Genomic DNA, 22,469 nt, shown 5'->3' with positions numbered 1-22,469 from the left:
CGGTCGCAGTCGGGTGCCAGCCTCGCGGCCCTAGGCTGACGCAGATGATGGACGTGACGAGGAAGCGGACAACTGCACTGGCTGGCAGAACAGTTGGTGCGCTGCGCGTCGGAATCGGGCTCACCATCATCGTGCTGCTCGGGGTCACCTATACGGGACGAGTCGGCGTCGGCGACGGCAACCCCTTCGATTTCTTCGGCTACTTCACGAACCAGACGAGCCTCATCACGAGCGTGCTCCTCATCGCATCCGGTGCCTTCGCCCTTCGTGCTCGCGCGGCACCCGCCTGGCTCCCGGTCCTGCGTGGCGTCGCCACGAGCTGCATGATCATCGTCGGTGTCATCTACAATACGCTTGTGCCAGGCACCGGCTCCGCGCCGCCCTGGGTGAGTGCGATCCTGCACGTCGTCTTCCCCGCCTACGTCGTCCTCGACTGGCTTCTCGTGGGAGACCGGCGACCGCTCGCGTGGCGCCGGCTGTGGCTGGTCCTCCCGTATCCGCTGTTGTGGATGCTCGTGGTGCTGGCTCGAGGTGCGACGGATGGCTGGGTGCCGTACGGCTTCCTGCTGCCAGAGAACGGGGCGCTCTCGCTCTCGCTCCACGTGCTCGGCCTGCTCGCCGCGCTCCTCGCGGCGGCGTCACTCGTGTGGGGCGCGAGCCGGTTCCGCGGGTACATGCTGGCCTGAGATCTCACGGGTCTCATCCATCCGTTCCGGCCTCGGTCGAGTTAGTGTCCTGGTCCGAGGCGCGAGGCAAAGGCCCGAGTGAGATCGGCAACCTGCTGAACGATCACGACCACCTGTTCAACAATCCGCGCAGCAACCTCGGGGACAAAGAGCCACAGAATGCCGAGCGTGGCAGCGAGCGTCACGAGCGACACGGCAAGAAGGAACCCTGCCGCTGCGAGTCGCGGATAGCGAAGCGATGACGTCACCGGCTTCGCCTGCGTCCACCAGTCAGGCGCACGCCTCGGAGCAGCCGTCCGACCTGGCCTCTTCGCGGCGGTCCGGCGTCCGGCCGGGGCCGACGCGGTTGCCCGCCGAGCGGGCCGTGTCCGCGCACTCGATGAACTCGATCGCGTCGCGGCGCGCCTCGCGTTGCTCTTACTGGCGCTGTGACGCTTCTTGGGCGACGGGCGAGTCACGGGCGCTCCTACGTGGTCGGGGTTCCCCAAATCTATCCGTTGCACACCCGATGCACGGCTACGTTCAGGTCACGTTCTGGAGCGCTACGCAGGGCCGATTGTTAGCGTGTCGACGATGTTCTCCGACTGGAAGCGCAAGCGAGCCGCCCGACGAGTGAAGCCGGGCGACGGCCACGAACTGAAACGCTACCGGTGGTGGCAGCCGTTCTCGAGGGCTCTTTTCCATCTGCGCCTCGTCGAGAACGACGGACTCCAGCACCTCTGGTCGGTAGATGTGAAGCTCTGGGGTGACTCTGACGGCGAGATCGTCGCCGGTCTCTACCGGGACGGTCGGCATGTGGCGCAGTCGAAGCTGCCGGCGATCTTCGAGGTCCCTGGCGGTCGCTTCGATGTGGTCAACAGCGGCTACGGGCTCAAGCGATGCCACTTCGTCTCCGCCGATGGGCGTGAACAGCAACTCGTCCCTGACTCCGCGTCCGCCGAGGGGCGCCGGGCCCGCCTCCATCGCACGCGGCCAGGGCTGAGCCGCCTCATCGGCGTAGCCTCCGTCAGCGTCCTCGTGGTCGCACTTGTGCTGGGCGTTCCACAGATCATCGAGCAGGTAACGAGCATCCCGCTGGTGGCCGAGCGGGTCGGCACGTTCACGTCACCCATCCATCTGCCCTCGTGGCTGAACATCTCCCTGATCGTCGCGAGCCTGGTCGCGAGCAGCGAGCGCGCGCTCCGGCTTCGATACAACTGGCTCCTCGACGGCGGACTCTTCGATGGAGACGACTGACACCGATTTAAATTGTGCACAACTGAATTGTGTGCAAGTATTTGATTGTGCCAGTGACCGACGACATGATCTGCTTCTCTCTCTACGCGGCGAGTCGAGCCACGACGCAGGCCTACCGCAAGCTGCTCGAACCTTTCGACCTGACCTACCCGCAGTACCTCGTTCTCGTGGTCCTCTGGAACGACGGCGAGCAGACGGTGCGCTCGCTTGGCGACTTCCTGCAGCTCGATTCGGGCACGCTCTCACCGCTCCTGAAGCGCATGGAGGAAGCGGGCCTGATCGTCCGCGAACGCCGCACGGGCGACGAGAGGGTCGTCCATGTCGCCCTCACCGAGAGCGCCGTCGCGCTCCGGACTGAGCTCTCTCACATCCCGTCCCGCATCGCAGCGGGAACCGGCCTCGACGGTGAGGAGTCGGGTGCCGCACTGCTGCGCACCCTCCAGCACTTGACCGAGACCATGCAAGCCACCGCCGCACAGGCGGATGCACAAGGAAAGAAGGACTAGCTGTGGACGCTCTCTACACCGCGGAAGCTCTCTCGACCGGCCAGGGACGAGACGGTCGCGTCGTCACGAGCGACGGAACTCTCGACCTCACGATGGCCATCCCGAAGGAGATGGGAGGGTCCGGCGCAGGCGCAAACCCCGAGCAGCTCTTCGCAGCTGGCTACGCTGCCTGCTTCCACTCGGCACTCAACGCCGTGGCGCGGGCACAGAAAGTCGATGTCGGCGACTCCAGTGTCGGCGGGCGCGTGCAGATCGGGCCGAACGGCGAGGGCGGCTTCCAGCTCGCTGTCCTCCTCGAGGTCGTCATCCCGAACCTTGGGCACGACGAAGCTCAGGCACTCGCAGACGCCGCACACCAGGTCTGCCCTTACTCGAACGCCACCCGCGGCAACATCGACGTCACGATCACGGTCTCGGAGGACTGAACATGCGCACCATCACCCACCCCACTTTCGGCGAACCACAGGACGTCCTGACGGTCGAAGAGCACGAGCTGCCGCAACCCGGTGCAGGCCAGGTGCGCCTGCGTATCCTGCTCTCCCCCATCCACAACCACGACTTGTGGACCGTACGCGGCACCTACGGTTTCAAGCCGGAGTTGCCCGCACGAGCTGGCACCGAGGCGGTCGGAGTGGTGGATGCGCTCGGCGCCGACGTCGAGGGCCTGAGCGTCGGCCAGCGGGTCGCGACCGGAGGATCGTTCGGCGCCTGGGCCGAATACGTGACGACCCCAGCTGCCGGCCTCATCCCCGTCCCGGAGAGCCTGCCGGACGAATCGGCCGCGCAGCTCGTGGCGATGCCGTTCAGCGCCATCAGCCTGCTCGAGTCGCTCGGCCTCGAGTCCGGCGACTGGCTCGTGCAGAACGCCGCGAACGGCGCGGTCGGCCGCATGATCGCGCAGATCGCAGCGGCCCGCGGCATCAACGTGGTCGGCCTCGTGCGCCGAGCCGAGGGAGTCGAAGAGCTTCGCGAGCAGGGCATCGAGCGGATCGTCGCGACGAACGTCGACGGCTGGCGCGATGAGGTCAAGGCGATCACCGGTGGCGCGCCGATCAAGGTCGGCATCGAATCCGTCGGCGGCAAGTCGGCTGGCGAAGTGCTGTCGCTCCTCGCGGAGAACGGCGAGCTCGTCGTGTTCGGTGCGATGGCATCGCCGACACTCGAGCTGTCGTCCGGCGACGTCATCTTCAAGCAGGCGACGGTCCGCGGCTTCTGGGGCAGCAAGGTCAGCCAGTCCATCGACGCCGGCCTCAAGCAGCGCCTCTTCGGTGAGCTGCTCCAGCACCTCGGCTCGGGCCAGCTGACGCTTCCCGTGGCCGGCGTGTTCCCGTTCGAGCAGATCACGAACGCCGTCGAGGCGAGCATGACCGCCGGTCGAGTTGGCAAGGTGCTCCTCCGCCCGTAGTCCGTCCCGTCGCACAACCCGCAGGATGCAACGCCCCTCCCGTGCTCATCAGGGAGGGGCGTTCTGCGTCTCTTTCCCTGGGTCCACTCAACCCCGAGCACCATGCTTGGCGCATGTCACACCTCACGAACCTCCTGGCGCCGAAGCTCCCAGACGACATCAGCATCCCCGAACCCCTCGAGCGGGCCTGGTCGTGGATGGAATCGCAGGGCTGGGGGTTCGAGAACCGCAACGGGTACTTCCTCACCCCGTACGCGGGCACCGCCGAGCTCGGTATCGTCTTCTCCCCCACCGAGTCGCTGACGGGCTGGTTCGAGCCGGACGAACCCGGCTACGACCGCCTGTTCCCGCTGGGACAGACAGACGGGAGCGGCAGCTTCGCCGCGCTGTGGCTGGATCCGTCGGACGCGATCCGCTTCGTCGTGCTCGGCTCAGAAGGTGAGCGGCTCTACCTCGCTGACGATGCCGTCGACTTTCTGCGCCTGCTCGCCATCGGCTACCTGGAGCTGAACGACTACGTGGTCGTGGAGGAACCATCTGAAGAGGACGAGGAGTCCGTGGCGGCGCTCGCCCCGTTCAGGGCCTGGCTCGAAGCAGAGTTCGGCGTCGACGCGCCCGCGCGCTGGGAGACTCGCGAACCGGACCCCTTCGACGCCTGGGTCGCTGAGGTCAAGAACGAGGAGCCCGCAGCCATCGATGAGACGGACATCTGAGCTCATGCCGGATTCCATTGCCTCCGGCGGCTCTCGCCTCATCGTAGACCTGGCGCGACTGGGTCTCGGAGACGCCTGGTACCGCTGGTGCGATGCCAAGCGTGACTGGTCAGCCGAGTCCCGGCGGCGTTTCGACGACGATGACCTCGCAACCCCCGGCGGGGGTTACGCTGCGCTGTCACTCTCGGAGTTCATGGCCGCGTTCCGGGATGCCGGGGCTTCGGTTTCCAAAGGTTCCTGGTTCTCGAGCGGGCGCAACAGGTCCTTCACTGCAAAGGTCGGTGTCGGGACTGACGAGTGCGCCCTGGCCGTGCAACTCGGGCGCGGGCTGAACTCAATGGAGTGCAGTCTCCGGCTTTTCAGTTCCGGTGACCCCGTGCACGATGCGGAGCTGCTGCACTCCGTCGCGCGGCGCATCCTGCAACTGCACGGCCAAGCTGACCCCGACCCGCGCATGCCCTACCCGCGGCCGATCATCGGCAGCCGAAGTCAGCTGCAAGTCGTGTCGCGCGAGCTCGTCGACATGATGCGAGCCCTGGCCAGCAGTACATGACCGAGCTCACCTACGCGGAGGTCGGATGGACGTCCGGCGAGCTGCCTGACGGCTATCGTCACGTGCGCGAATCGCTGGTGATCGGGCGAGGGCGCGACACGTTCGAGCGAGCAGCCGACGACCTCCTGGCCGGGCGCGCGCAGAGTCGCGCGGGCGCCTCCATCGAGCTGTCTGACGTTCCGCTCAGCAAGGGCTCACTCGTGATCATGCAGATGCGTGTCGGTCCGCTGAAGTTCAGAATCCCTTGCCGCGTCGTGTGGGCCGAACGGACGCCCACTACGTGCGGCTTCGCCTACGGAACCCTGCCGGGGCATCCGGAGCGACGCGAAGAACGATTCCAGCTCGTGCTCGCCGACTCCGGCGACGTCATCTTCAGCATCGTCGCGTTCTCCAAGCCGGGGCGCTGGTTCACACGCCTCGGCGGGCCTCTCGCACGCTCCGTGCAGACGCGGATGACGCGCCGGTACCTGGAGGCGTTGACTGTGGGCGGGGCGGAGGCCAGCTGAGGGCTGGCGGGCACTCCGCTTGGACCCGACTCCTGCCAACGCACTTCACGGTCCCCCTGGCCATCTTCCTCCTGGTGGACTGGCCGGGACGCGCGCGGGTGACGCCGGCCCGCGGTCGCTCCCTCGCCTCGGGCGATGCGCCATCCGTTGGTCGCGATCCCCTCGGACGAATCCGCACGGACCAATCCGCACGGCAGAGTGATGGTCCTCACGACCCATCAGCACTGGGCGGGGCCTCCGCGCAGCGTGGGCATGGGGCCGGTCGCACGGAGACCGTCACCCTCCCCTGCCCCCTGTGCCTTCTCGGCGGTTACGGGGTCGCTTCGTAATCCGCGATTACGAACGCCGGGAGCCCATAGCCGTGGAACCTGTTCCCGTTGATGAACGCGACCTCGCGGAGCGCCGTGTAGTTCACGGTGAACCCCTCGCCGGGGTTCAGCTGGGCGATGGGAACGGAGATGGTGAAGATCGAGGCCGAGTCGCTGGTCGTCGATGTTGTCGAGACGCCGTCGCTCCGCGTGAAGACGAAGTCGTTGCTTCCGAGCAGGGGGCGGTGCGTGGAGAACGGCGTCCTTGCGAGGCGTGACCTGCTGGCGGTCCAGGTCCCCGGATTCACGAGTGTCGTCGCGTACTCCGGGTTGCCTTCCGGGGGACGCTGAAGGTTCGGAAGAAGACGTGGGTCGCCATTGAGCCAGCGTCCCGCAGTATCGGACCACTGAGCGGCGTACGCTTCCCGAACCGGTGTGGTCGTCGGCGAGTTTCCGCACCAGGGAAAGACGACAACGATGTTGCTCAGACGGTAGCCGGCATCCGCCGGCACGACCCATGAAGTAGTCACGTCGTTGCCGACCCAGCGAGACGCCGGATCGGCATCGACGCCGAAATCGCTTGGCGAACGATTGGGTTCTGAACCCGAGTAGGTAAGGGTGAAGGGTGAGTCGATAGGGATCTGCGCAGCCATGTTCCAGATGCCCAGGTGGTACATGTCGCCACCGACGACGCCGCGCATGCTGACACCGCTGGCCGCAGACATCGGCGCAGCGACTGCTGCGGCAAGAACGGGCATGGTCCACGCAGCCCCCTGGAGCAAGGTCCGCCTGGTGGGCTTGTTCTGATTCTCGGACGATAGTGGCTGTTTCATAGATCTCCTCAGGCTGGGGCGAGGCCCTGGCTCCGTCAGTTCGAAGCAGCCGCGGGACACGTGTGAAGTCAGAACCGAACGATCCGAATCCGATGGGCGGAACAAGATGTTGAAGAATCATCGCGAATCAAGCTTCTTTTCACGCATGTTCACTTGGTAATCGGAGAGAAACTCAGATGAGCGACGTAGACCCGTGGCACGCCAACTGACGCACCAATACGGGAGTCGTCTGACCGAATCATGCGCCCATCGCTCAGATTCTTAGGACACAACAGTCACACAGACCAGGTTGTTCAACCGTCACATCACGACGAAGACACACCTAAATAGTCCCGACACATAGTCCGCCGCCGACACTTCCCACATGTGTGGAGCAGGGCTGGAGTCCTCTCCCGGCATGCGGAGTCGGTTGACGAGGAGAGCCGGGTCGAGGACGGCAGTGGACCTCGCTGCCAGGTGGGCGCCCTTGCTCTTCCTCTGCGCGAACCCGGCGTAGTGGCGAAGAGTGCCAGCTCGCGGTCGTCGCTTGGGGCCCAGGGCGACCACTACCTACGGACGATTGCCGACACGCGTCGGCTCGCCGGAACGAGCGAAAGCTACCGAGAATCGCGACTGGCAACACCGCATCGCTGACTGCGACGGAGAGCGCGCGGGATCCGGGCGCTCGGCGCGAACGCGCCTCTGACCAGGGGTGGAGAGTGGTGGGCCCTGCCGGGATCGAACCGACGACATCCACGGTGTAAACGTGGCGCTCTACCAGCTGAGCTAAAGGCCCTCGGCGAGCAAGTGTAGCGCGGTCGCGTGCTCCGAACGACCACGCGCCTCGCCGGGCCGAGCGGATGCGACGAGGCGATAGGAGCCGTCGGGTCGCACGAGGAACGATTTCCTTGTCGCCGTCCCGGCGTCCTCGTCGAACGCCCCGTATGCACGAGCCGCATGTCCGTGCGGCCAGAAGTCGCTGCATCCGCTGACTGAGGAGGCGACTCCGAGCTCGTGCAGCCAGGCGCGTAGCGTCGCGGAGGTGTCGGTCGAGACCACAAGAATCTCGGGGATTCTCGAGAAGACATCAGCCGAACCCGTTTCGCGAGCCTCGACAACCAGCTCCGCGAGCGTGCCAATCTCGTCAGCGCACACGGGCGTGAACGCCATCGGAACGAACACAACAAGCCGCTCCATGTGCGACGGACCCGCAACAGCGCGCATCCCACCGTGATGATCGACAAGTGAAATCGAATCGAGAGGCGGCGCGAATTCGCTCACGATCAGGCCCTCTCCGGCGACGATGTTCGGTTGTGCGCGGTTCAACAAGGATTCCCGCCAACCTGCGTGTGCATCGCACAAACCATAGATAGGCTAGCGGATGGACTGCGCGTCATAACCTGGCGTGCGCCATAGACGTGACGAACCCGGAACGAAATGAGGTCGACGGTGGCTGTTAACAACCAGGATCCGTACTCAGAGCATTACGTTGACAGCGACCCCGAGGAGACCGCCGAATGGCGCGAATCGCTCGATGCGGTCGTAGACGCGCAGGGACACCAGCGCGGACGAGACATCATGCTCAGCCTTCTTGAGCGGTCTCGGGAGCGCCACCTCGGCGTTCCCATGGTTCCAACCACCGACTACGTGAACTCGATTGCGCCCGAGGACGAGCCAGAGTTCCCCGGTGACGAGTCGCTGGAGCGCACCTACCGTTCGTGGATCCGCTGGAACGCGGCCATGACGGTGCAGCGCGCGCAGCGCGAAGGGGTCGCCGTCGGCGGCCACATCTCCTCCTACGCCTCCCAGGCGACGCTCTACGAAGTGGGCCTGAACCACTTCTTCAAGGGCTACGACCACGCGGACGGACCCGACCAGGTCTTCTTCCAGGGGCACGCCTCCCCCGGCAACTACTCCCGCGCCTTCCTTCAGGGGCAGATCTCCTCTGAGCAGCTCGACGGCTTCCGCCAGGAGCAGTCCGCTGCCCCGTTCGGCATGCCCTCGTACCCGCACCCGCGCCTCATGAAGGACTTCTGGCAGTTCCCGACGGTCTCGATGGGTATCGGGCCGCTCAACGCGATCTGGCAGGCACAGTTCAACAAGTACCTCACCAACCGCGGCATCAAGGACGCCTCCGGTTCGCACGTATGGGCGTACCTGGGTGACGGCGAGATGGATGAGGTCGAGTCGCGAGGCCAGCTCCAGGTCGCAGCGAACCAGAACCTCGACAACCTCACCTTCGTCGTGAACTGCAACCTGCAGCGCCTCGACGGCCCGGTGCGCGGAAACGGCAAGATCATCCAGGAGCTCGAGAGCTTCTTCCGCGGTGCAGGCTGGCACGTCATCAAGGTCGTCTGGGGTCGCGAGTGGGACTCGCTGCTCGAGCGCGATGACAAGGGCGCGCTCCGCACGCTCATGAACGAGACGCCAGACGGCGACTTCCAGACCTACAAGACGGAGTCTGGTGGATTCGTCCGCGAGAACTTCTTCGGACGCAACCCCGAGGCGCTCAAGCTCGTCGAGAACTACAGCGACGACGAGATCTGGGGCCTCAAGCGAGGCGGCCACGACTACCGCAAGGTCTACGCGGCGTACAAGGCGGCGACCGAGCACAAGGGCCAGCCGACCGTCATTCTCGCCCACACGATCAAGGGCTACGGCCTCGGACCGCACTTCGAGGGCCGCAACGCGACGCACCAGATGAAGAAGCTCACGCTTCCCGACCTGAAGGCGTTCCGCGACCAGCTGCACATCCCGATCTCGGATGCAGCGCTCGAGGCTGACGTCTATCAGCCGCCGTACTACAACCCGGGTCCCGACAACGAGGCCATCCAGTACATGCAGGAGCGTCGTCGCGAGCTCGGTGGTTTCGTGCCGGAGCGTCGCTCGAAGTTCACGCAGATCGCGGTTCCGGAAGACAAGACGTACTCGTCCATCAAGAAGGGCTCCGGAACGCAGGAGATCGCTTCGACGATGGCGTTTGTCCGCCTTCTCAAGGACCTCATGCGCTCCAAGGACTTCGGCGCACGCATCGTGCCGATCATCCCGGACGAGGCCCGCACGTTCGGCGTCGACGCGTTCTTCCCGACCGCGAAGATCTACAACCCCAACGGCCAGCACTACATGTCGGTCGACCGGGAGCTGCTCCTCGCCTACCGCGAGAGCGAACAGGGCCAGATCAACCACGTCGGCATCAACGAGGCCGGCGCCATGGGCGCGTTCACGGCAGCAGCCACGTCGTACTCGACGCACGGCGAAGCCATGATCCCGATCTACATGTACTACTCGATGTTCGGCTTCCAGCGCACGGCTGATGCCATGTGGGCAGCCGCTGACCAGCTCTCGCGTGGCTTCCTCATCGGCGCAACTGCGGGACGCACGACGCTCGCCGGCGAAGGACTGCAGCACATGGACGGCCACTCGCCGATCATCGCCGCAACCAACCCGGCAGTCGTCACCTACGACCCCGCGTACTCGTACGAGCTTGCGCACATCATGCAGGCTGGTATCGAGCGGATGTTCGGCCCGGACTCCCAGTCGGAGAACCCGAAGCAGGACCCGAACGTCATGTACTACCTCACGGTGTACAACGAGCCGATGGTTCAGCCAGCCGAGCCGGAGAACGTCGACGTCGAGGGCATCCTCAAGGGCATCTACTACCTCAAGGGAACCGAGGCATCCGGCCCGCGCGTGCAGCTGCTCGCATCGGGTGTCGGTGTGCCGTGGGTTCTCGAAGCGCAGGAGATCCTCGAGAAAGACTGGGGCGTTGCCGCCGAGGTCTGGTCGGTCACGTCTTGGAACGAGCTCCGTCGCGACGGCCTCCGCGCCGAGGAGTACAACTGGACGCACCCGAACGAGGAGCCGAAGGTTCCGTTCGTCACAGACAAGCTCCAGGCATCCGAAGGTCCGGTCATCGCGGTGAGCGACTTCTCGCACGCCGTGCAGGACCAGATCCGCCCGTTCGTGAAGAACGACTTCACGACGCTCGGTGCCGACGACTTCGGAATCTCCGACACGCGTCCGGCAGCTCGTCGCTACTACCTGATCGACAGCCACTCCGTCGTCGTCCGCGCCCTCGAGCGCCTGGCGACGCAGGGCAAGCTCGACCGCTCGGTCGTGCAGGAGGCAATCGACAAGTACGACCTGCACAACCCGAAGGCGGGCACGAGCGGCAGCGCGGGCGGAGACGCGTAACAGCGCCTCTCCCCTGCTCGCCCACTCACAGTTCGGAATCATGCCCGCTCCACGCACTAAGGACCAGACACTCAACTGGCTACGGTCGATCTCAGGAGAGCTCTCGACCGCAACAGTGAAGCGATTGGAAGAGACCCTTCCCTGGTTCGGGGACATGCCCCCTGGGCGACGAAGCGCCGTTGGCCTCGTCGCCCAGTCGGGCATCTCCTCCTTCATCGCCTGGTTCGAAGACCCCACCGCCACCCCGTGGGTTGCGGCGGACGTCTTCGATTCCGCCCCTCGCGAGCTCCTGCGATCGGTGAGCCTGCAGCAGACGCTGCAGCTCATCCGAGTCGTCGTGGAAGTTGTTGAGGAGCGCACCAAGCTGACGGATGGCGACGTGCGCGAAGCGGTGCTGAAGTACTCACGCGACATCGCCTTCGCGGCCGCGGACGTCTACGCCCGCGCCGCGGAGGCAAGAGGGCTCTGGGATGCGCGCCTCGAGGCACTTGTTGTCGACTCGATCCTCACGGGCGAGCACGACGACGAGCTCCCGAGCCGCATCGCAGCCCTGGGCTGGCACGGGCACGGCGAGGTCAGTGTGCTTGTCGGAACGACCCCGAGGATCCTCGAGGTCGATCAGATCCGCCGCACAGCCCGTCACAACAAGGTCGACCTGCTCGTGGGCGTGCAGGGTGGCCGGCTCGTGCTGGTCATCGGCCGCGCCCACCCCAACGGGGAGGGCGACGAAGCCGAGCAGGTGCCCTTCATGGAGATCGCGGAACGGCTGGAGCCAAGCTTCGGCGACGGGCGTCTTGTGCTCGGCCCACCCGTGCCGAGTGTTGTCGAAGCGTCCCGTAGCGCGCGCGCGGCACTCGCGGGCTTCGCGGTCGCGGGCGCCTGGCGCAAGGCGCAGCGCCCCATGCTCGCCGACGAACTCCTCCCTGAGCGAGCACTCGCCGGTGACCCGCTTGCGCGACAGACCCTCGTCGCGCGCGTCTTCAGGCCACTCGCCGATCACCAGAGCGACCTCCTGACCACGCTCTGGTGCTACCTCGACAACGGCCGCTCCCTCGAGGCGACCGCACGCGAGCTCTTCGTGCATCCCAACACCGTTCGCTACCGTCTCAAGCGTGTCAGCGAGGTCATCGGGTGGGACGCCACGGGGCCGCGCGAGGCGCTCATCCTGCAGTGCGCGCTCATCCTCGGCAACATCGCCGAACCCAAGCAGCCAGAACCGCGTCGACACTCGGGAACCGCTCCCGCGAGCAACGTGGCCCGACGCGGCCGACGCACCTCGCACTAGAAATCCTCTAATGATCTCTCGACTTCTTGGGACTGTTGCTACAGGGCTGAAGGCTCAGGTGCTGTCATGATGGAATCCATGATTGTCGTCACCTGCCCAGGCCAGGGTTCACAGACTCCAGGATTCCTGCTTCCGTGGATCGAAGACACGAGAAACCGGGACACGCTCGAGCAGCTGTCCGCTTCCTCCGGCATCGACCTCGTCAAGCACGGCACCGAGTCGGACGCCGACACGATCCGTGACACCGCTGTCGCGCAGCCGCTCATCGTCGCCGCCGGCATCCTCGCGTGGAACTCGCTCATGGAGCTTCCCGGCGCCGCATCCGCCGTGCGTGGAGTGGCTGGTCATTCCGTCGGCGAGATCACGGCCGCCTACGCGGCGGGAATCTTCGACGCCGACACAGCAATGCGCTTCGTCGCCCGCCGCTCTCAGCTCATGGCTCAGGATGCGGCCGCGACGCCGACCAGCATGAGTGCGGTCCTCGGTGGTGACGAAGAGGTTGTGCTCGCGCGACTCGCCGAGCTCGACCTCACTCCGGCAAACTTCAATGGCGGCGGACAGATCGTCGCGGCAGGGACCCCGGATGCCCTCGCCGCGCTCCGCAGCGAGCCCGCCGCGGGAACCCGCGTGATCCCCCTCAAGGTTGCCGGCGCGTTCCACACGCGCTTCATGGAGCAGGCCCGCACCGCGCTCAGCGCAGACGCCGAGCTCTTCGAGGTCCGCGACCCCGTTCGAACGATCTGGTCGAACGAGACCGGTGAGATTGTGAGCGACGGCGCGGAGTTCCGGGCGGCGCTCATCCGCCAGCTCGCGCAGCCGGTGCGCTGGGACGCCTGCATGCGATCATTCGCGGCTGCCGGCGTCACGTCGCTCATCGAACTCGCGCCAGCCGGCACCCTCAGCGGTCTCGCAAAGCGTGCTCTCAAGGGCACTCCGACGCTTGCGCTCTCTACCCCAGCAGACCTCGACGTGGCGCGCGAGCGCATCAGCGCCGACTCCTGAACCAGAACTGCCCGAACTGCCCTGGGCATCCTCGAGAGGACTCGCATGACCACAGCAACACCAACCCTCGTGCAGTCGACAGGCGCGCAGTTCACGCGCATCCTCGCCATGGGCGCAGCCCGCGGCGAGCGTGTCGTGCCGAACTCGGAGATCATCGAACCGATCAACTCGTCAGACGAGTGGATTCGGCAGCGCACCGGCGTCATCACGCGTGTCCGCGCGAATGAGGACACCAGCGCACTCGACCTCGCCGTCGACGCCTCTCGCGAGGCCATCGAGCGCTCCGGCATCGACCCGACCCGCATCGGGGCTGTCATCGTCGCGACGATCAGCAACGGGATGCAGACCCCGTCGCTCGCCGCACGCCTCGCGGACCTCGTCGGAACGACGCCAGCAGCGGCGTACGACCTCAACGCAGCATGCGCTGGCTACTGCTACGCCGTCGCGCAGGCGGATGCACTGGTTCGCACTGGTGTGGCCGAGCACGTCCTGGTCGTCGGCACAGAGAAGCTCTCCGACCTCATCGACCCGACCGACCGCACGATCTCGTTCCTCCTCGGCGACGGTGCAGGGGCAGCGATCATCGGGCCGAGCGACACGCCTGGCATCTCGAAGTCGATCCTCGGCTCCGACGGATCCCGCTGGGAAGCCGTCTCCATGAACGCGAGCCTGCAGGAGTACCGCCAAGGCGGCTCCGAATGGCCGACACTGCGTCAGGACGGTCCGAGCGTGTTCCGCTGGGCAGTCTGGGACATGGCCAAGGTCGCGCGGCGCGCACTGGAAGAAGCCGGCGTCACCGCCGAACAGCTCTCCGCCTTCATCCCGCACCAGGCGAACATGCGCATCGTGGACGAGTTCGCGAAGCAGCTCGCACTGCCCGACCACGTCGTCATCGCGCGCGACATCGCGACAACCGGGAACACCTCGGCGGCCTCCGTGCCGCTCGCGACGCACCGGCTGCTGGAAGAGAACCCTGAGCTCTCAGGCGGCCTCGCCCTGCAAATCGGCTTCGGCGCAGGCCTCGTCTACGGCGCCCAGGTCGTCGTGCTCCCGTAAACGGCACAAGAAGTCCCCGCACGCCTCCACCACGCACCCCCGCCGACCAATACACTTGGCTCGGTCATTGACAATCAAGGAGAAACACCATGGCACTTACCAACGACGAAGTTCTCGCGGGACTCGCTGAGCTCGTAAACGACGAGACCGGAATCGCGGCTGACACGGTCACGGTTGAGAAGTCTTTCACCGACGACCTCGACATCGACTCGATCTCCATGATGACGATCGTTGTCAACGCCGAAGAGAAGTTCGACGTCAAGATCCCGGACGACGAGGTCGCAAACCTCAAGACCGTGGGCGACGCCGTCAACTTCATCGTCGCAGCGTCCTAAGTACGCTCCTCCACTTCGAGTGGGCGGCTTCTGCCGCCCACTCTTAGTGACTGTTTCACCTTCGCCCCAGTTCATTCAGGAGCAGTTGTCATGACCAAGAAAATTGTCGTCACCGGAATCGGAGCGACTTCCCCGCTCGGCGGAGACGCCCGCAGCACGTGGGAAGCACTCCTCGCGGGTGAGTCAGGAGCTCGGACGCTCGAGGCCGAATGGGTCGCGAAGTACGAGATCCCCATCGAATTCGCCGCAACCGCAAAGGTGCCGGCAAGCGAGGTGCTCCCCCGCCACGAGGCGAAGCGCCTCGACCCCTCAAGCCAATTCGCGCTGATCGCCGGCCGCGAGGCCTTCGCCGACGCAGGCCTGAAGGTCGGCGACATCCCCGCCGAGCGCCTCCTCGTCGACTGGGCCACCGGTATCGGCGGCGTGTGGACGCTGCTCGACGCCTGGGACACCCTCCGCGAGAAGGGACCGCGCCGCGTCATGCCGCTGACGGTCCCCATGCTCATGCCGAACGGCCCCGGAGCCGCGATCGGCATGGACATCCAGGCTCGCGCCGGTGTCCGCACCGTCGTCTCAGCCTGCGCGTCAAGCACCGAGGCCATCGCGGACGCCTACGAGCATCTTCAGCAGGGTCTCGCCGACGTCGTCGTCGCCGGCGGCTCCGAAGCCGCCATCCATCCCCTCCCCGTTGCGTCGTTCGCTGCCATGCAGGCACTCTCGAAGCGCAACGACGACCCCTCGCACGCCTCGCGCCCCTACGATGTGAGCCGCGACGGATTCGTGCTCGGCGAGGGCGCGGCGGCGCTCGTGCTGGAGACGGAAGAGCACGCGCTCGCTCGCGGCGCGCGCATCTACGCCGAGCTCATCGGCGGCGGCGTCACGGCGGATGCGCACCACATCACGGCGCCGGACCCAGAAGGCACCGGAGCTGCGCGCGCCATCAGGGCTGCTCTCGGACAGGCCGGCGTCGAAGTTGCGGACGTCAGGCACATCAACGCGCATGCCACATCCACACCCGTTGGCGATATCGCCGAGTTCACGGCGCTCAAGGCGGTCTTCGGCGAGCACCTCGCCTCCATCCCGGTCTCCGCGACGAAGGCCTCCACGGGCCATCTGCTTGGCGGTGCCGGTGCCATCGAGGCGATGTTCACCGTGCTTGCGCTCTCAGAGGGCACGCTGCCTCCGACCATCAACCTCAACGAGCAGGATCCCGCTATCCACCTCGACGTGGTCACCGAACCGCGTCCGTTCGAGGCGTCAGGCAAGGTCGCTATCTCGACCTCGTTCGGCTTCGGCGGTCACAACGCCGTCGTCGCATTCCGAGGCGTTTAAAACCAGAAGCACCTCGACAGCCGATCCGCGGCATCGACAGAGAACTGTGGCCCCTCAGGTGAAAATCTGAGGGGCCACAGTCCTTGGAGTGTCGAGAACCGCTTCCCGTCTGCGTTGGAGCAGACCTTCAGCGTGGCTGACCTAGCCGACTCGGTGGTGCATCCACACGACGGGACTCTCGTCGCCGGCGATGCGGAAGGGCTCCAACTCGTCGTCCCAGGCCTGCCCAAGCGCGAGGCGCAGTTCGCGGTGGAGCTCAGAGGCGTTGCCTCCCGCGATCTCCATCGCGTACCGGATGCGTTCTTCCGGAACCGCGACGCCGCCAGAGGCATCCGTCTGGGCGTAGTAAATACCAAGCTCAGGCGTGTGCATCCAACGACCGCCATCGACGCCAGGACGCGCGTCCTCGGTGACTTCGAAGCGAAGGTGAGCCCACCCGCGCAGATGCGACGCAATAGCCGCCCCCGCACCAGGCTCGCCTTCCCAGGTGAATTCAGCGCGCAACTGTCCAGGAATGACCGGCTGGTCAATCCAGGGAAGGTTGACCGCGTACCCAAGGGCGCGACCGACACCCCACTCGACGTGCTGGCAAAGCGCCTTAGGAGAGGAGTGCACGTAGAGCACCCCTCCTGCGTTCGGTGCAACCATGAGTTCTCCTCCATTCGTTTGGTGATTCGTCTTCCCCAACGATCACGTGATGAATGGATGCGAACTGCATCGTTTACCAGACGTCGACATTTCTGTCGTCTCTTGAATTATGCCCGACGGCGACGTCGAATGACAAGCCTGTCATTACTTTCGACGCCGCCGTCCACGTCTTGGCGCTCAGGATGGAAGGCGAACCAGTCCGAGCTCAGCGGGTGCCTGCAGGAAGGCGTGCCGAGGTTGCACCCGAACGGTGTAGCCGAGGCGGCCTGGCGCGTCGACGAGCACCTCGACGACAAACTCCGAGGAACCATCAACGACAGGGTGCATCTGGAGGATGCGGGCGTCACGCAGCTCCCCCGTTTCATCTGGAACCCCGACAACAGCCTCGACCAGCACATCGTCAGACGTCAGCTGCCCCAGAGCAAGACGTGCGGACAGACGCAGACCCTCGCCGGTCCTCGGCTCTCGGGTCTCGGAGACGACGTCCTCGACCAGCACGCTCGGCCACGCCGCGCGTACGTTGCCGAGCCAGACGGCATACTCGCGCGTCGCCACGGCATCCGCCGCAACGCTCGCCGAACGGCCAGCAGGCAGGTACAGCCCGTCGACGTAGTCGCGGACCATGCGCTCGGCTGCAACCTTGGGCCCCACCACGGCGATGGACCGGCGGACCTTCTCGACCCACTCGGTCGGGAGGCCACGCTCATCGCGCTCGTAGAAGAGCGGGGCGATCTCGTGTTCGAGGATGTCGTACAGGGCGCCTGCCTCAAGCGAGTCACGCGTCCGCTCGTCGACTCCGTGTGCGTCCGGGATCGTCCAGCCGACTGAATCATCGGCCATCTCGTCCCACCAACCGTCTGAGATCGAGAACGTCAGGCAGCCGTTCATGACGGCCTTCATGCCAGACGTTCCCGAAGCCTCCTGGGGGCGCACGGGGTTGTTGAGCCAGACGTCGCTGCCGGCAACGAGATGCTTGGCGATCGTCACGTTGTAGTCGGGCAGGAAGACGATGCGATCGCGCACGCCGGCCTCGTCCGCGAAGTTCACGAGCTGCTGTAGGAGCTGCTTGCCGCCCATATCGGCCGGGTGCGCCTTGCCGGCGATCACGAACTGCACCGGGCGCTCTGGGTTGTTCAGAATGCGCGCAAGCCGCTCGCGGTCCTGCAACATGAGCGTGAGGCGCTTATAGGTCGAGACGCGTCGCGCGAACCCGATCGTGAGCCGCTCCGGATCGAGCACGTCACGGATCCAGCCGAGTTCCGCGTCCTGCGCCCCGCGTGCCTTCCAGGATGCGCGCACGGAGTCCCGCGCCCGCTTCACGAGTTCGGCCCGAAGTTCGCCGCGGATGCGCCAGAGCTCTTCAGCACCGACCGCGTCGGGGTGGTCCCAGGTAGTGGAGGTGGCGAGGTCACGGCCACCATTCATCGCCTCGATGACCGGCATCATGGACGGGCGCGTCCAGCTCGGGATGTGCACACCGTTGGTGATGGAGCCGATGGGGACCTCGTCGACCTCCACACCCGGGTACAGCTTTGCGAACATGCCTCGCGACACGACTCCATGGAGCTTCGCGACACCGTTGGCGTACTGCGCCAGCCTGAGGCCCAGGTGCGCCATGTTGAAGCGACCCGGGTCGTCTTCTGCACCGAGTTCCATGATGCGGGGCGAGGGCACGGCTGGGACCAGCGTGTGGCCGCCGGAGGATCCCAGGTAGCGCTGGACGACATGCGAGTCGAAGCGGTCGATGCCGGCGGGGACGGGCGTGTGGGTCGTGAAGACCGTGCTCGATCGCACTGTCGCGAGGGCCGTCTCGAAGTTCTCACCCCTCTCCATGAGCTGGCCGATGCGCTCGATCCCTGAGAAGCCGGCGTGCCCCTCGTTGAGATGGAAGACCGTCGGCTGCGCACGACCGCGGAGCACTGTGTAGGCCTGCACCGCCCGCACCCCGCCGACACCGAGCACCAGCTCCTGGCGGATGCGGTGCTCAGCGTCGCCCCCATAGAGGCGGTCGGTGATCGCCCGGAAGTCCTCCGGGTTCGAGGGCAGGTTCGTGTCGAGCAGCAGCAGCGGGACGCTGCCGACCTGCGCTTCCCACAGCGCTATGTCCAGGGCACGTCCGTCCGGGAAGCTGAGCGAGACGTGCACCTGGGTGCCATCGGCGTCGAGTACCGGGTCGACGGCAAGATCCGTCGGAGGGTGCTCTGTGTAGGCCTCCTGCTGCCATCCCTCGCGCGAGAGCGTCTGCGAGAAGTAGCCGTAGGTATACAGGAGCCCGATGCCGATGATCGGCGCTCCGAGATCACTGGCACTCTTCAGGTGGTCGCCGGCAAGCACGCCGAGACCGCCAGAGTAGACCGGCAAGGATTCCGTGATGCCGAACTCCATCGAGAAGTAGGCGACGCTCGTGGCCTCGTCTTCCGTGCCCCTCGTGTGCTTGTGGAACCAGCGCTCGCTCTCGAGGTAGGCCGAGAGGTCCTCAGTCTCCTCGGAAAGTCGAGCCAGGAACGCACCGTCGGCGGCGAGCTCTGCTACCCGGGTCGCCGAAAGTGACCGGAGCATCACGACCGGGTTGCGGCCGCAGGCGCGCCAGAGGGGCTCGTCGATTCCAGCGAAGAGGCGCTCGGCGCTCGGACGCCAGGACCATCGCAGGTTCTTGGCGAGAGTCCGCAGAGGAGCGAGCTCAGCGGGGAGGACAGTGGATACGGACAGCGAGTCGTAGGCCTTCACGCCGTACAGCGTAGCCCCCAAATGAGGCCCCGCTGCGTCACGCTGATGAACGTCAGTGAACGGAAGAAGTGACTGTCGCGATGATTTCCCGAGCAGCGGCAGCCCGGCCCTGCAGGTCCTGCCAGATCCACGCCGCTGAGCGAGCATCCACTGGCACGAAGCTTGTGAGCGTTCCGGTGGGATTCGAGACCCGCACCTCATAGCCGCCGACGACACGGTCCTCTTTGACGAGCAGGAAGAGGAGGCTGAAGATCGTCAGGACGAAGAAGCCGGCAATAGCGACGATGATGGCCCAGGTCGGGATCGCCCGTTCGACGCGCGACATGTTCGTGACAAAGACCGTGGAGCCTGCCGTCGGAAGCGAGCCGTATGGGCCCGCTATGCGCTCAGGCGACACCTCGAGCTCACCGAGGAACACTCGGTCGAGGGTGTGCGGCTGGTTCTCGATGGGCAGTGGGGTGCTCGTCATGTTCGTCCCTTCTCGTCTCCCAGAAGGCTACGTGGCACGCCTGACCGAGCGCGTCATCACCTGGTCTGATCTTCGACTACCGGCCCCGCCGATCCGAGAAGGAACGGCGATGCGGTCGATCAGGCGCGGATCTGGCCGTCGCCGGTCACAACCCACTTCGTCGTCGTGAGCTCCTCGAGCCCCATTGGCCCGCGGGCGTGCAGCTTCTGCGTCGAGATGCCGAGTTCGGCACCGAGTCCGAATTGTCCCCCGTCGGTGAAGCGCGTGGAGGCGTTGACGATCACGGCGGCAGCGTCAACCTCAGCAGTGAACCGCTCGGCGGCCTGCAGCGAGCTCGTGACGATCGCCTCGGTGTGGCCGGTGGAGAACTCGCGGATGTGCTCGAGTGCCTGGTCGAAGTCCTCGACGACGCGCACGGCGATCTCGTAGTCCAGGTACTCCGTGGCCCAGTCCTCGTGCGTCGCCTCAAGGACCTCGATGCCGTCCGGCGCGGCGGCACGCGTGCGGTCATCACCGTGCAGCCGAACACCTCTGCTGCTGAGCTCTGAGAGCGCGACCGGCAGGAAGGCGTCGGCGGCGTCCGCGTGCACCAGCAGCGTCTCAGCGGCGTTGCAGACCCCGACACGGTGCGTCTTGGAGTTGATGATGATGTCAAGGGCCATGTCGAGCTCGGCCGTGCTATCGACGAAGACGTGGCAGTTGCCGACACCCGTCTCGATCACGGGAACCCGGGACTCGCGGACGACGGTCTGGATCAGGCCGGCGCCGCCCCGTGGCACAACGAGGTCCACGTGTCCGCGGGCGCGCATGAGCGCTCGAGCCCCGGCACGGCCGTATTCGTCGATCGACTGCACAAGATCTGCCGGGAGCCCGTAGGACTCGAGGGCGCTGCGCAGCGTCCCGATGATCGCCTCATTCGAGGACTCTGCGGCGGATCCCCCGCGGAGGAGCACGGCGTTGCCGCTCTTCAGCGCAAGACCGGCAACGTCGACCGTCACGTTCGGACGCGCCTCGTAGATGACGCCGATGACGCCCATCGGAACCCGCAGCTGTCGGAGGCGAAGCCCGTTCGCGAGCGTCGAACCTCGAACCACGGCACCGACCGGGTCGGGAAGCGCGGCGACTTCGCGGAGCGAGTCTGCGATGCCTCGAATGCGGGTCTCGTCGAGGGCAAGTCGATCCAGCAGGCCGCCGGACATGCCCGAGGCTCGCCCGCGCTCGAGGTCCTGCGCGTTTCCGGCGAGGATCTTCGGCGTGGCGGCCACGAGAGCGTCTGCGAGCGCGAGGAGCGCACCGTCTTTCTGCGCGCGCGTCGACCGTGCCAGCACCCGCGACGACGCGCGAGCCCGCCCGGCGAGCCCGATGATGGCGTTGCTCGCCGCCTCGTCTGCGTTGCCCTCGTCGACCGTTTCCGCGCGCTCACCCTGCAAGATCGTCATGACAGAGCATTCTACGCGGGGTGCACCCTCGCTCAGTTGACGCGGAGGCCCTTCGGGCGCACCAGTACGAGGTCGTCGCGGTGGATGACTTCGCGGTCGTAGCCGGAACCGAGCGACTCCCGGAGGGCGCTCGACGACTGGCCGAGCATCTCCGGGATCTCGGCGGAGTCGAAGCCGCTGAGCCCGCGCGCGATCACGGTGCCGCTCTTCGAGACGAGCTCGACCGGGTCCCCCGCCACGAACTCCCCTTCGACGCCGACGATCCCTGCCGCCAGCAGGGACGCGCGACCACCGAGGACCGCATCAACTGCACCGTCGTCGAGCACAACCTTGCCCTGCACGCGCGCTGCGTGGGCGATCCAGAGGCGTTTGCGCGACGAGCGCTTGCCAGTCGGCGCGAACCACGTGCCGACTCGCTCGCCGGCGATCGCCGGGCGCGCGTTATCCGCCTTGGTCAGCACGACCGGGATACCGGACCCGGTGGCGATCGACACCGATTCGAGCTTCGTGAGCATACCGCCGGTGCCCACGTCGCTCCCCCTGCCGGACACCTCGATGCCCTCGAGGTCGCTCGGACCGAGGACCTCGGTGATCCGTCGAGTGCCTTCCCTGCTGGGCGGCCCGTCGTAGAGGCCGTCGACATCGGTGAGCAGCACAAGCGCGTCGGCACCGACAAGCTGAGCGACAAGCGCGGCGAGCCGGTCGTTGTCACCGAACCGCAGCTCGTCGGTCACGACCGCGTCGTTCTCGTTCACGATCGGCACGACCCCGAGTCGGAACAGGCGCTCGAGCGAGCGCTGCGCGTTCTTGTAGCGCGTGCGCCGCACCGTGTCTTCGGCCGTGAGGAGAATCTGCCCGACGGTGATCGCCCTATCGGCGAACGCCTCGGCGTAGCGGGCCACAAGCATCCCCTGGCCCACCGATGCGGCTGCCTGGGCGGTGGCTACGTCGCGTGGCCGCGATGGGAGACCGAGTGGGCCGATTCCCGCCGCGACGGCGCCCGAGGTCACGAGCAGGGTCTGCAGGCCCAGGTCATGACGATCGGCGATGACCTGCACCAGCAAGCGCAGCGCGTCGAGGTTCAGGTGCCCGTCGGCGCCGGTCAGCGACGACGATCCGATCTTGACCACGATGCGGTGGGCGGTCGAGAGCTGAGCACGGGCGGCGATCGGATGCATCCGCCTATTCTCTCTCGATCCTCGGCGCTTTCCGAATTGCGTCCGAAGACGGCGCCGCCGACAGCAAGACGGCGCCGCG

Annotated in this window: 21 protein-coding genes and 1 tRNA gene; 14 read left to right on the top strand and 8 right to left on the bottom strand. The window is 66.2% G+C overall.

The window, feature by feature from the left end:
- The first annotated feature begins 44 nt into the window (after positions 1-44).
- From C5B85_RS02960 to C5B85_RS02920, 8 genes are all read left to right on the top strand, one after another.
- Complete coding sequence (locus C5B85_RS02960) at positions 45-686, top strand: Pr6Pr family membrane protein (protein WP_258070551.1); 642 nt, start codon at positions 45-47, stop codon at positions 684-686.
- 573 nt (positions 687-1,259) lie between these two features.
- Entirely contained in the window at positions 1,260-1,922 is a 663-nt protein-coding gene (locus C5B85_RS02950) for a hypothetical protein (RefSeq protein ID WP_104284786.1), read from the top strand.
- Between the two features lie 47 nt (positions 1,923-1,969).
- Entirely contained in the window at positions 1,970-2,428 is a 459-nt protein-coding gene (locus C5B85_RS02945) for a MarR family transcriptional regulator (RefSeq protein WP_308471324.1), read from the top strand.
- Between the two features lie 2 nt (positions 2,429-2,430).
- Positions 2,431-2,853, top strand: coding sequence for an organic hydroperoxide resistance protein (locus C5B85_RS02940; RefSeq protein ID WP_104284543.1), 423 nt, complete (start codon positions 2,431-2,433; stop codon positions 2,851-2,853).
- A 2-nt stretch (positions 2,854-2,855) separates the two neighbouring features.
- Positions 2,856-3,833 carry a zinc-binding dehydrogenase gene (locus tag C5B85_RS02935; protein WP_104284542.1) on the top strand — a complete coding sequence of 326 codons (978 nt, stop codon included), beginning with the start codon at positions 2,856-2,858 and terminating at the stop codon, positions 3,831-3,833.
- Positions 3,834-3,946: 113 nt separating this feature from the next.
- The gene (locus C5B85_RS02930; protein WP_104284541.1) at positions 3,947-4,546 is read left to right on the top strand and encodes a hypothetical protein; all 600 of its coding nucleotides are present in this window, start codon (positions 3,947-3,949) and stop codon (positions 4,544-4,546) included.
- Positions 4,530-5,099 (top strand): hypothetical protein, encoded by a 570-nt coding sequence (locus tag C5B85_RS02925; protein WP_146077822.1) that lies wholly within the window; start codon positions 4,530-4,532, stop codon positions 5,097-5,099. The genes C5B85_RS02930 and C5B85_RS02925 overlap by 17 nt, the downstream gene beginning before the upstream one ends.
- Positions 5,096-5,605 carry a DUF1990 family protein gene (locus tag C5B85_RS02920; protein WP_104284539.1) on the top strand — a complete coding sequence of 170 codons (510 nt, stop codon included), beginning with the start codon at positions 5,096-5,098 and terminating at the stop codon, positions 5,603-5,605. The genes C5B85_RS02925 and C5B85_RS02920 overlap by 4 nt, the downstream gene beginning before the upstream one ends.
- A gap of 310 nt (positions 5,606-5,915) precedes the next feature.
- On the opposite strand, the gene C5B85_RS02915 is transcribed toward C5B85_RS02920, so the two are convergent.
- The 3 genes from C5B85_RS02915 to C5B85_RS02905 all read right to left on the bottom strand — a co-directional run bounded on the left by C5B85_RS02915 (position 5,916) and on the right by C5B85_RS02905 (position 8,051).
- On the bottom strand, positions 5,916-6,746 hold the full coding sequence (locus C5B85_RS02915) for a hypothetical protein (protein WP_146077821.1): 831 nt from the start codon (positions 6,744-6,746) through the stop codon (positions 5,916-5,918).
- A gap of 699 nt (positions 6,747-7,445) precedes the next feature.
- A tRNA-Val gene (locus tag C5B85_RS02910) sits at positions 7,446-7,521 on the bottom strand.
- The gene (locus C5B85_RS02905; RefSeq protein WP_146077820.1) at positions 7,512-8,051 is read right to left on the bottom strand and encodes a redoxin domain-containing protein; all 540 of its coding nucleotides are present in this window, start codon (positions 8,049-8,051) and stop codon (positions 7,512-7,514) included. The genes C5B85_RS02910 and C5B85_RS02905 overlap by 10 nt, the downstream gene beginning before the upstream one ends.
- 123 nt (positions 8,052-8,174) lie before the next feature.
- Here C5B85_RS02905 and aceE point away from each other — a divergent pair, with 123 nt between their 5' ends.
- From aceE to fabF, 6 genes are all read left to right on the top strand, one after another.
- Positions 8,175-10,919 (top strand): pyruvate dehydrogenase (acetyl-transferring), homodimeric type, encoded by a 2,745-nt coding sequence (gene aceE, locus C5B85_RS02900; RefSeq protein WP_104284783.1) that lies wholly within the window; start codon positions 8,175-8,177, stop codon positions 10,917-10,919.
- Between the two features lie 40 nt (positions 10,920-10,959).
- Positions 10,960-12,204 (top strand): CdaR family transcriptional regulator, encoded by a 1,245-nt coding sequence (locus C5B85_RS02895; protein WP_104284537.1) that lies wholly within the window; start codon positions 10,960-10,962, stop codon positions 12,202-12,204.
- A 78-nt stretch (positions 12,205-12,282) separates the two neighbouring features.
- Complete coding sequence (locus C5B85_RS02890; RefSeq protein ID WP_104284782.1) at positions 12,283-13,206, top strand: ACP S-malonyltransferase; 924 nt, start codon at positions 12,283-12,285, stop codon at positions 13,204-13,206.
- Between the two features lie 45 nt (positions 13,207-13,251).
- Positions 13,252-14,262, top strand: coding sequence for a beta-ketoacyl-ACP synthase III (locus C5B85_RS02885; protein WP_104284536.1), 1,011 nt, complete (start codon positions 13,252-13,254; stop codon positions 14,260-14,262).
- Between the two features lie 89 nt (positions 14,263-14,351).
- Complete coding sequence (locus C5B85_RS02880) at positions 14,352-14,597, top strand: acyl carrier protein (RefSeq protein WP_068479114.1); 246 nt, start codon at positions 14,352-14,354, stop codon at positions 14,595-14,597.
- Between the two features lie 90 nt (positions 14,598-14,687).
- Complete coding sequence (gene fabF / locus C5B85_RS02875) at positions 14,688-15,929, top strand: beta-ketoacyl-ACP synthase II (RefSeq protein WP_104284535.1); 1,242 nt, start codon at positions 14,688-14,690, stop codon at positions 15,927-15,929.
- 141 nt (positions 15,930-16,070) lie between these two features.
- Here fabF and C5B85_RS02870 read toward each other — a convergent pair whose 3' ends face one another.
- The 5 genes from C5B85_RS02870 to proB form a co-directional block, all read right to left on the bottom strand.
- Positions 16,071-16,577 (bottom strand): DUF3145 domain-containing protein, encoded by a 507-nt coding sequence (locus tag C5B85_RS02870; RefSeq protein ID WP_104284534.1) that lies wholly within the window; start codon positions 16,575-16,577, stop codon positions 16,071-16,073.
- 177 nt (positions 16,578-16,754) lie between these two features.
- Positions 16,755-19,304, bottom strand: coding sequence for an alpha-glucan family phosphorylase (gene glgP / locus C5B85_RS02865; RefSeq protein ID WP_104284533.1), 2,550 nt, complete (start codon positions 19,302-19,304; stop codon positions 16,755-16,757).
- 52 nt (positions 19,305-19,356) lie between these two features.
- Positions 19,357-19,773, bottom strand: a complete 417-nt coding sequence (locus tag C5B85_RS02860) for a hypothetical protein (protein WP_104284532.1) — start codon at positions 19,771-19,773, stop codon at positions 19,357-19,359.
- Positions 19,774-19,892: 119 nt separating this feature from the next.
- The gene (locus C5B85_RS02855) at positions 19,893-21,212 is read right to left on the bottom strand and encodes a glutamate-5-semialdehyde dehydrogenase (RefSeq protein WP_104284531.1); all 1,320 of its coding nucleotides are present in this window, start codon (positions 21,210-21,212) and stop codon (positions 19,893-19,895) included.
- A gap of 32 nt (positions 21,213-21,244) precedes the next feature.
- A complete protein-coding gene (gene proB / locus C5B85_RS02850) occupies positions 21,245-22,390 on the bottom strand; it encodes a glutamate 5-kinase (protein WP_104284530.1) in 1,146 nt (381 codons plus the stop codon).
- Between the last annotated feature and the right edge of the window lie 79 nt (positions 22,391-22,469).

The organism is Pseudoclavibacter sp. AY1F1, from assembly GCF_002931075.1.
Taxonomy (GTDB): domain Bacteria; phylum Actinomycetota; class Actinomycetes; order Actinomycetales; family Microbacteriaceae; genus Pseudoclavibacter.
The sequence above is the reverse complement of the archived record's forward strand: the minus strand, read 5'-3'. Positions and strand labels throughout refer to the sequence as shown.

Coding starts and splice junctions, on each gene's coding strand:
- C5B85_RS02960 (WP_258070551.1), top strand. CDS start 45: ATGATGGACGTGACGAGGAAGCGGACAACTGCACTGGCTGGCAGAACA.
- C5B85_RS02950 (WP_104284786.1), top strand. CDS start 1,260: ATGTTCTCCGACTGGAAGCGCAAGCGAGCCGCCCGACGAGTGAAGCCG.
- C5B85_RS02935 (WP_104284542.1), top strand. CDS start 2,856: ATGCGCACCATCACCCACCCCACTTTCGGCGAACCACAGGACGTCCTG.
- C5B85_RS02930 (WP_104284541.1), top strand. CDS start 3,947: ATGTCACACCTCACGAACCTCCTGGCGCCGAAGCTCCCAGACGACATC.
- C5B85_RS02925 (WP_146077822.1), top strand. CDS start 4,530: ATGAGACGGACATCTGAGCTCATGCCGGATTCCATTGCCTCCGGCGGC.
- C5B85_RS02920 (WP_104284539.1), top strand. CDS start 5,096: ATGACCGAGCTCACCTACGCGGAGGTCGGATGGACGTCCGGCGAGCTG.
- C5B85_RS02915 (WP_146077821.1), bottom strand. CDS start 6,746: ATGAAACAGCCACTATCGTCCGAGAATCAGAACAAGCCCACCAGGCGG.
- C5B85_RS02895 (WP_104284537.1), top strand. CDS start 10,960: ATGCCCGCTCCACGCACTAAGGACCAGACACTCAACTGGCTACGGTCG.
- C5B85_RS02890 (WP_104284782.1), top strand. CDS start 12,283: ATGATTGTCGTCACCTGCCCAGGCCAGGGTTCACAGACTCCAGGATTC.
- C5B85_RS02885 (WP_104284536.1), top strand. CDS start 13,252: ATGACCACAGCAACACCAACCCTCGTGCAGTCGACAGGCGCGCAGTTC.
- C5B85_RS02880 (WP_068479114.1), top strand. CDS start 14,352: ATGGCACTTACCAACGACGAAGTTCTCGCGGGACTCGCTGAGCTCGTA.
- fabF (WP_104284535.1), top strand. CDS start 14,688: ATGACCAAGAAAATTGTCGTCACCGGAATCGGAGCGACTTCCCCGCTC.
- C5B85_RS02870 (WP_104284534.1), bottom strand. CDS start 16,577: ATGGTTGCACCGAACGCAGGAGGGGTGCTCTACGTGCACTCCTCTCCT.
- C5B85_RS02860 (WP_104284532.1), bottom strand. CDS start 19,773: ATGACGAGCACCCCACTGCCCATCGAGAACCAGCCGCACACCCTCGAC.
- C5B85_RS02855 (WP_104284531.1), bottom strand. CDS start 21,212: ATGACGATCTTGCAGGGTGAGCGCGCGGAAACGGTCGACGAGGGCAAC.
- proB (WP_104284530.1), bottom strand. CDS start 22,390: ATGCATCCGATCGCCGCCCGTGCTCAGCTCTCGACCGCCCACCGCATC.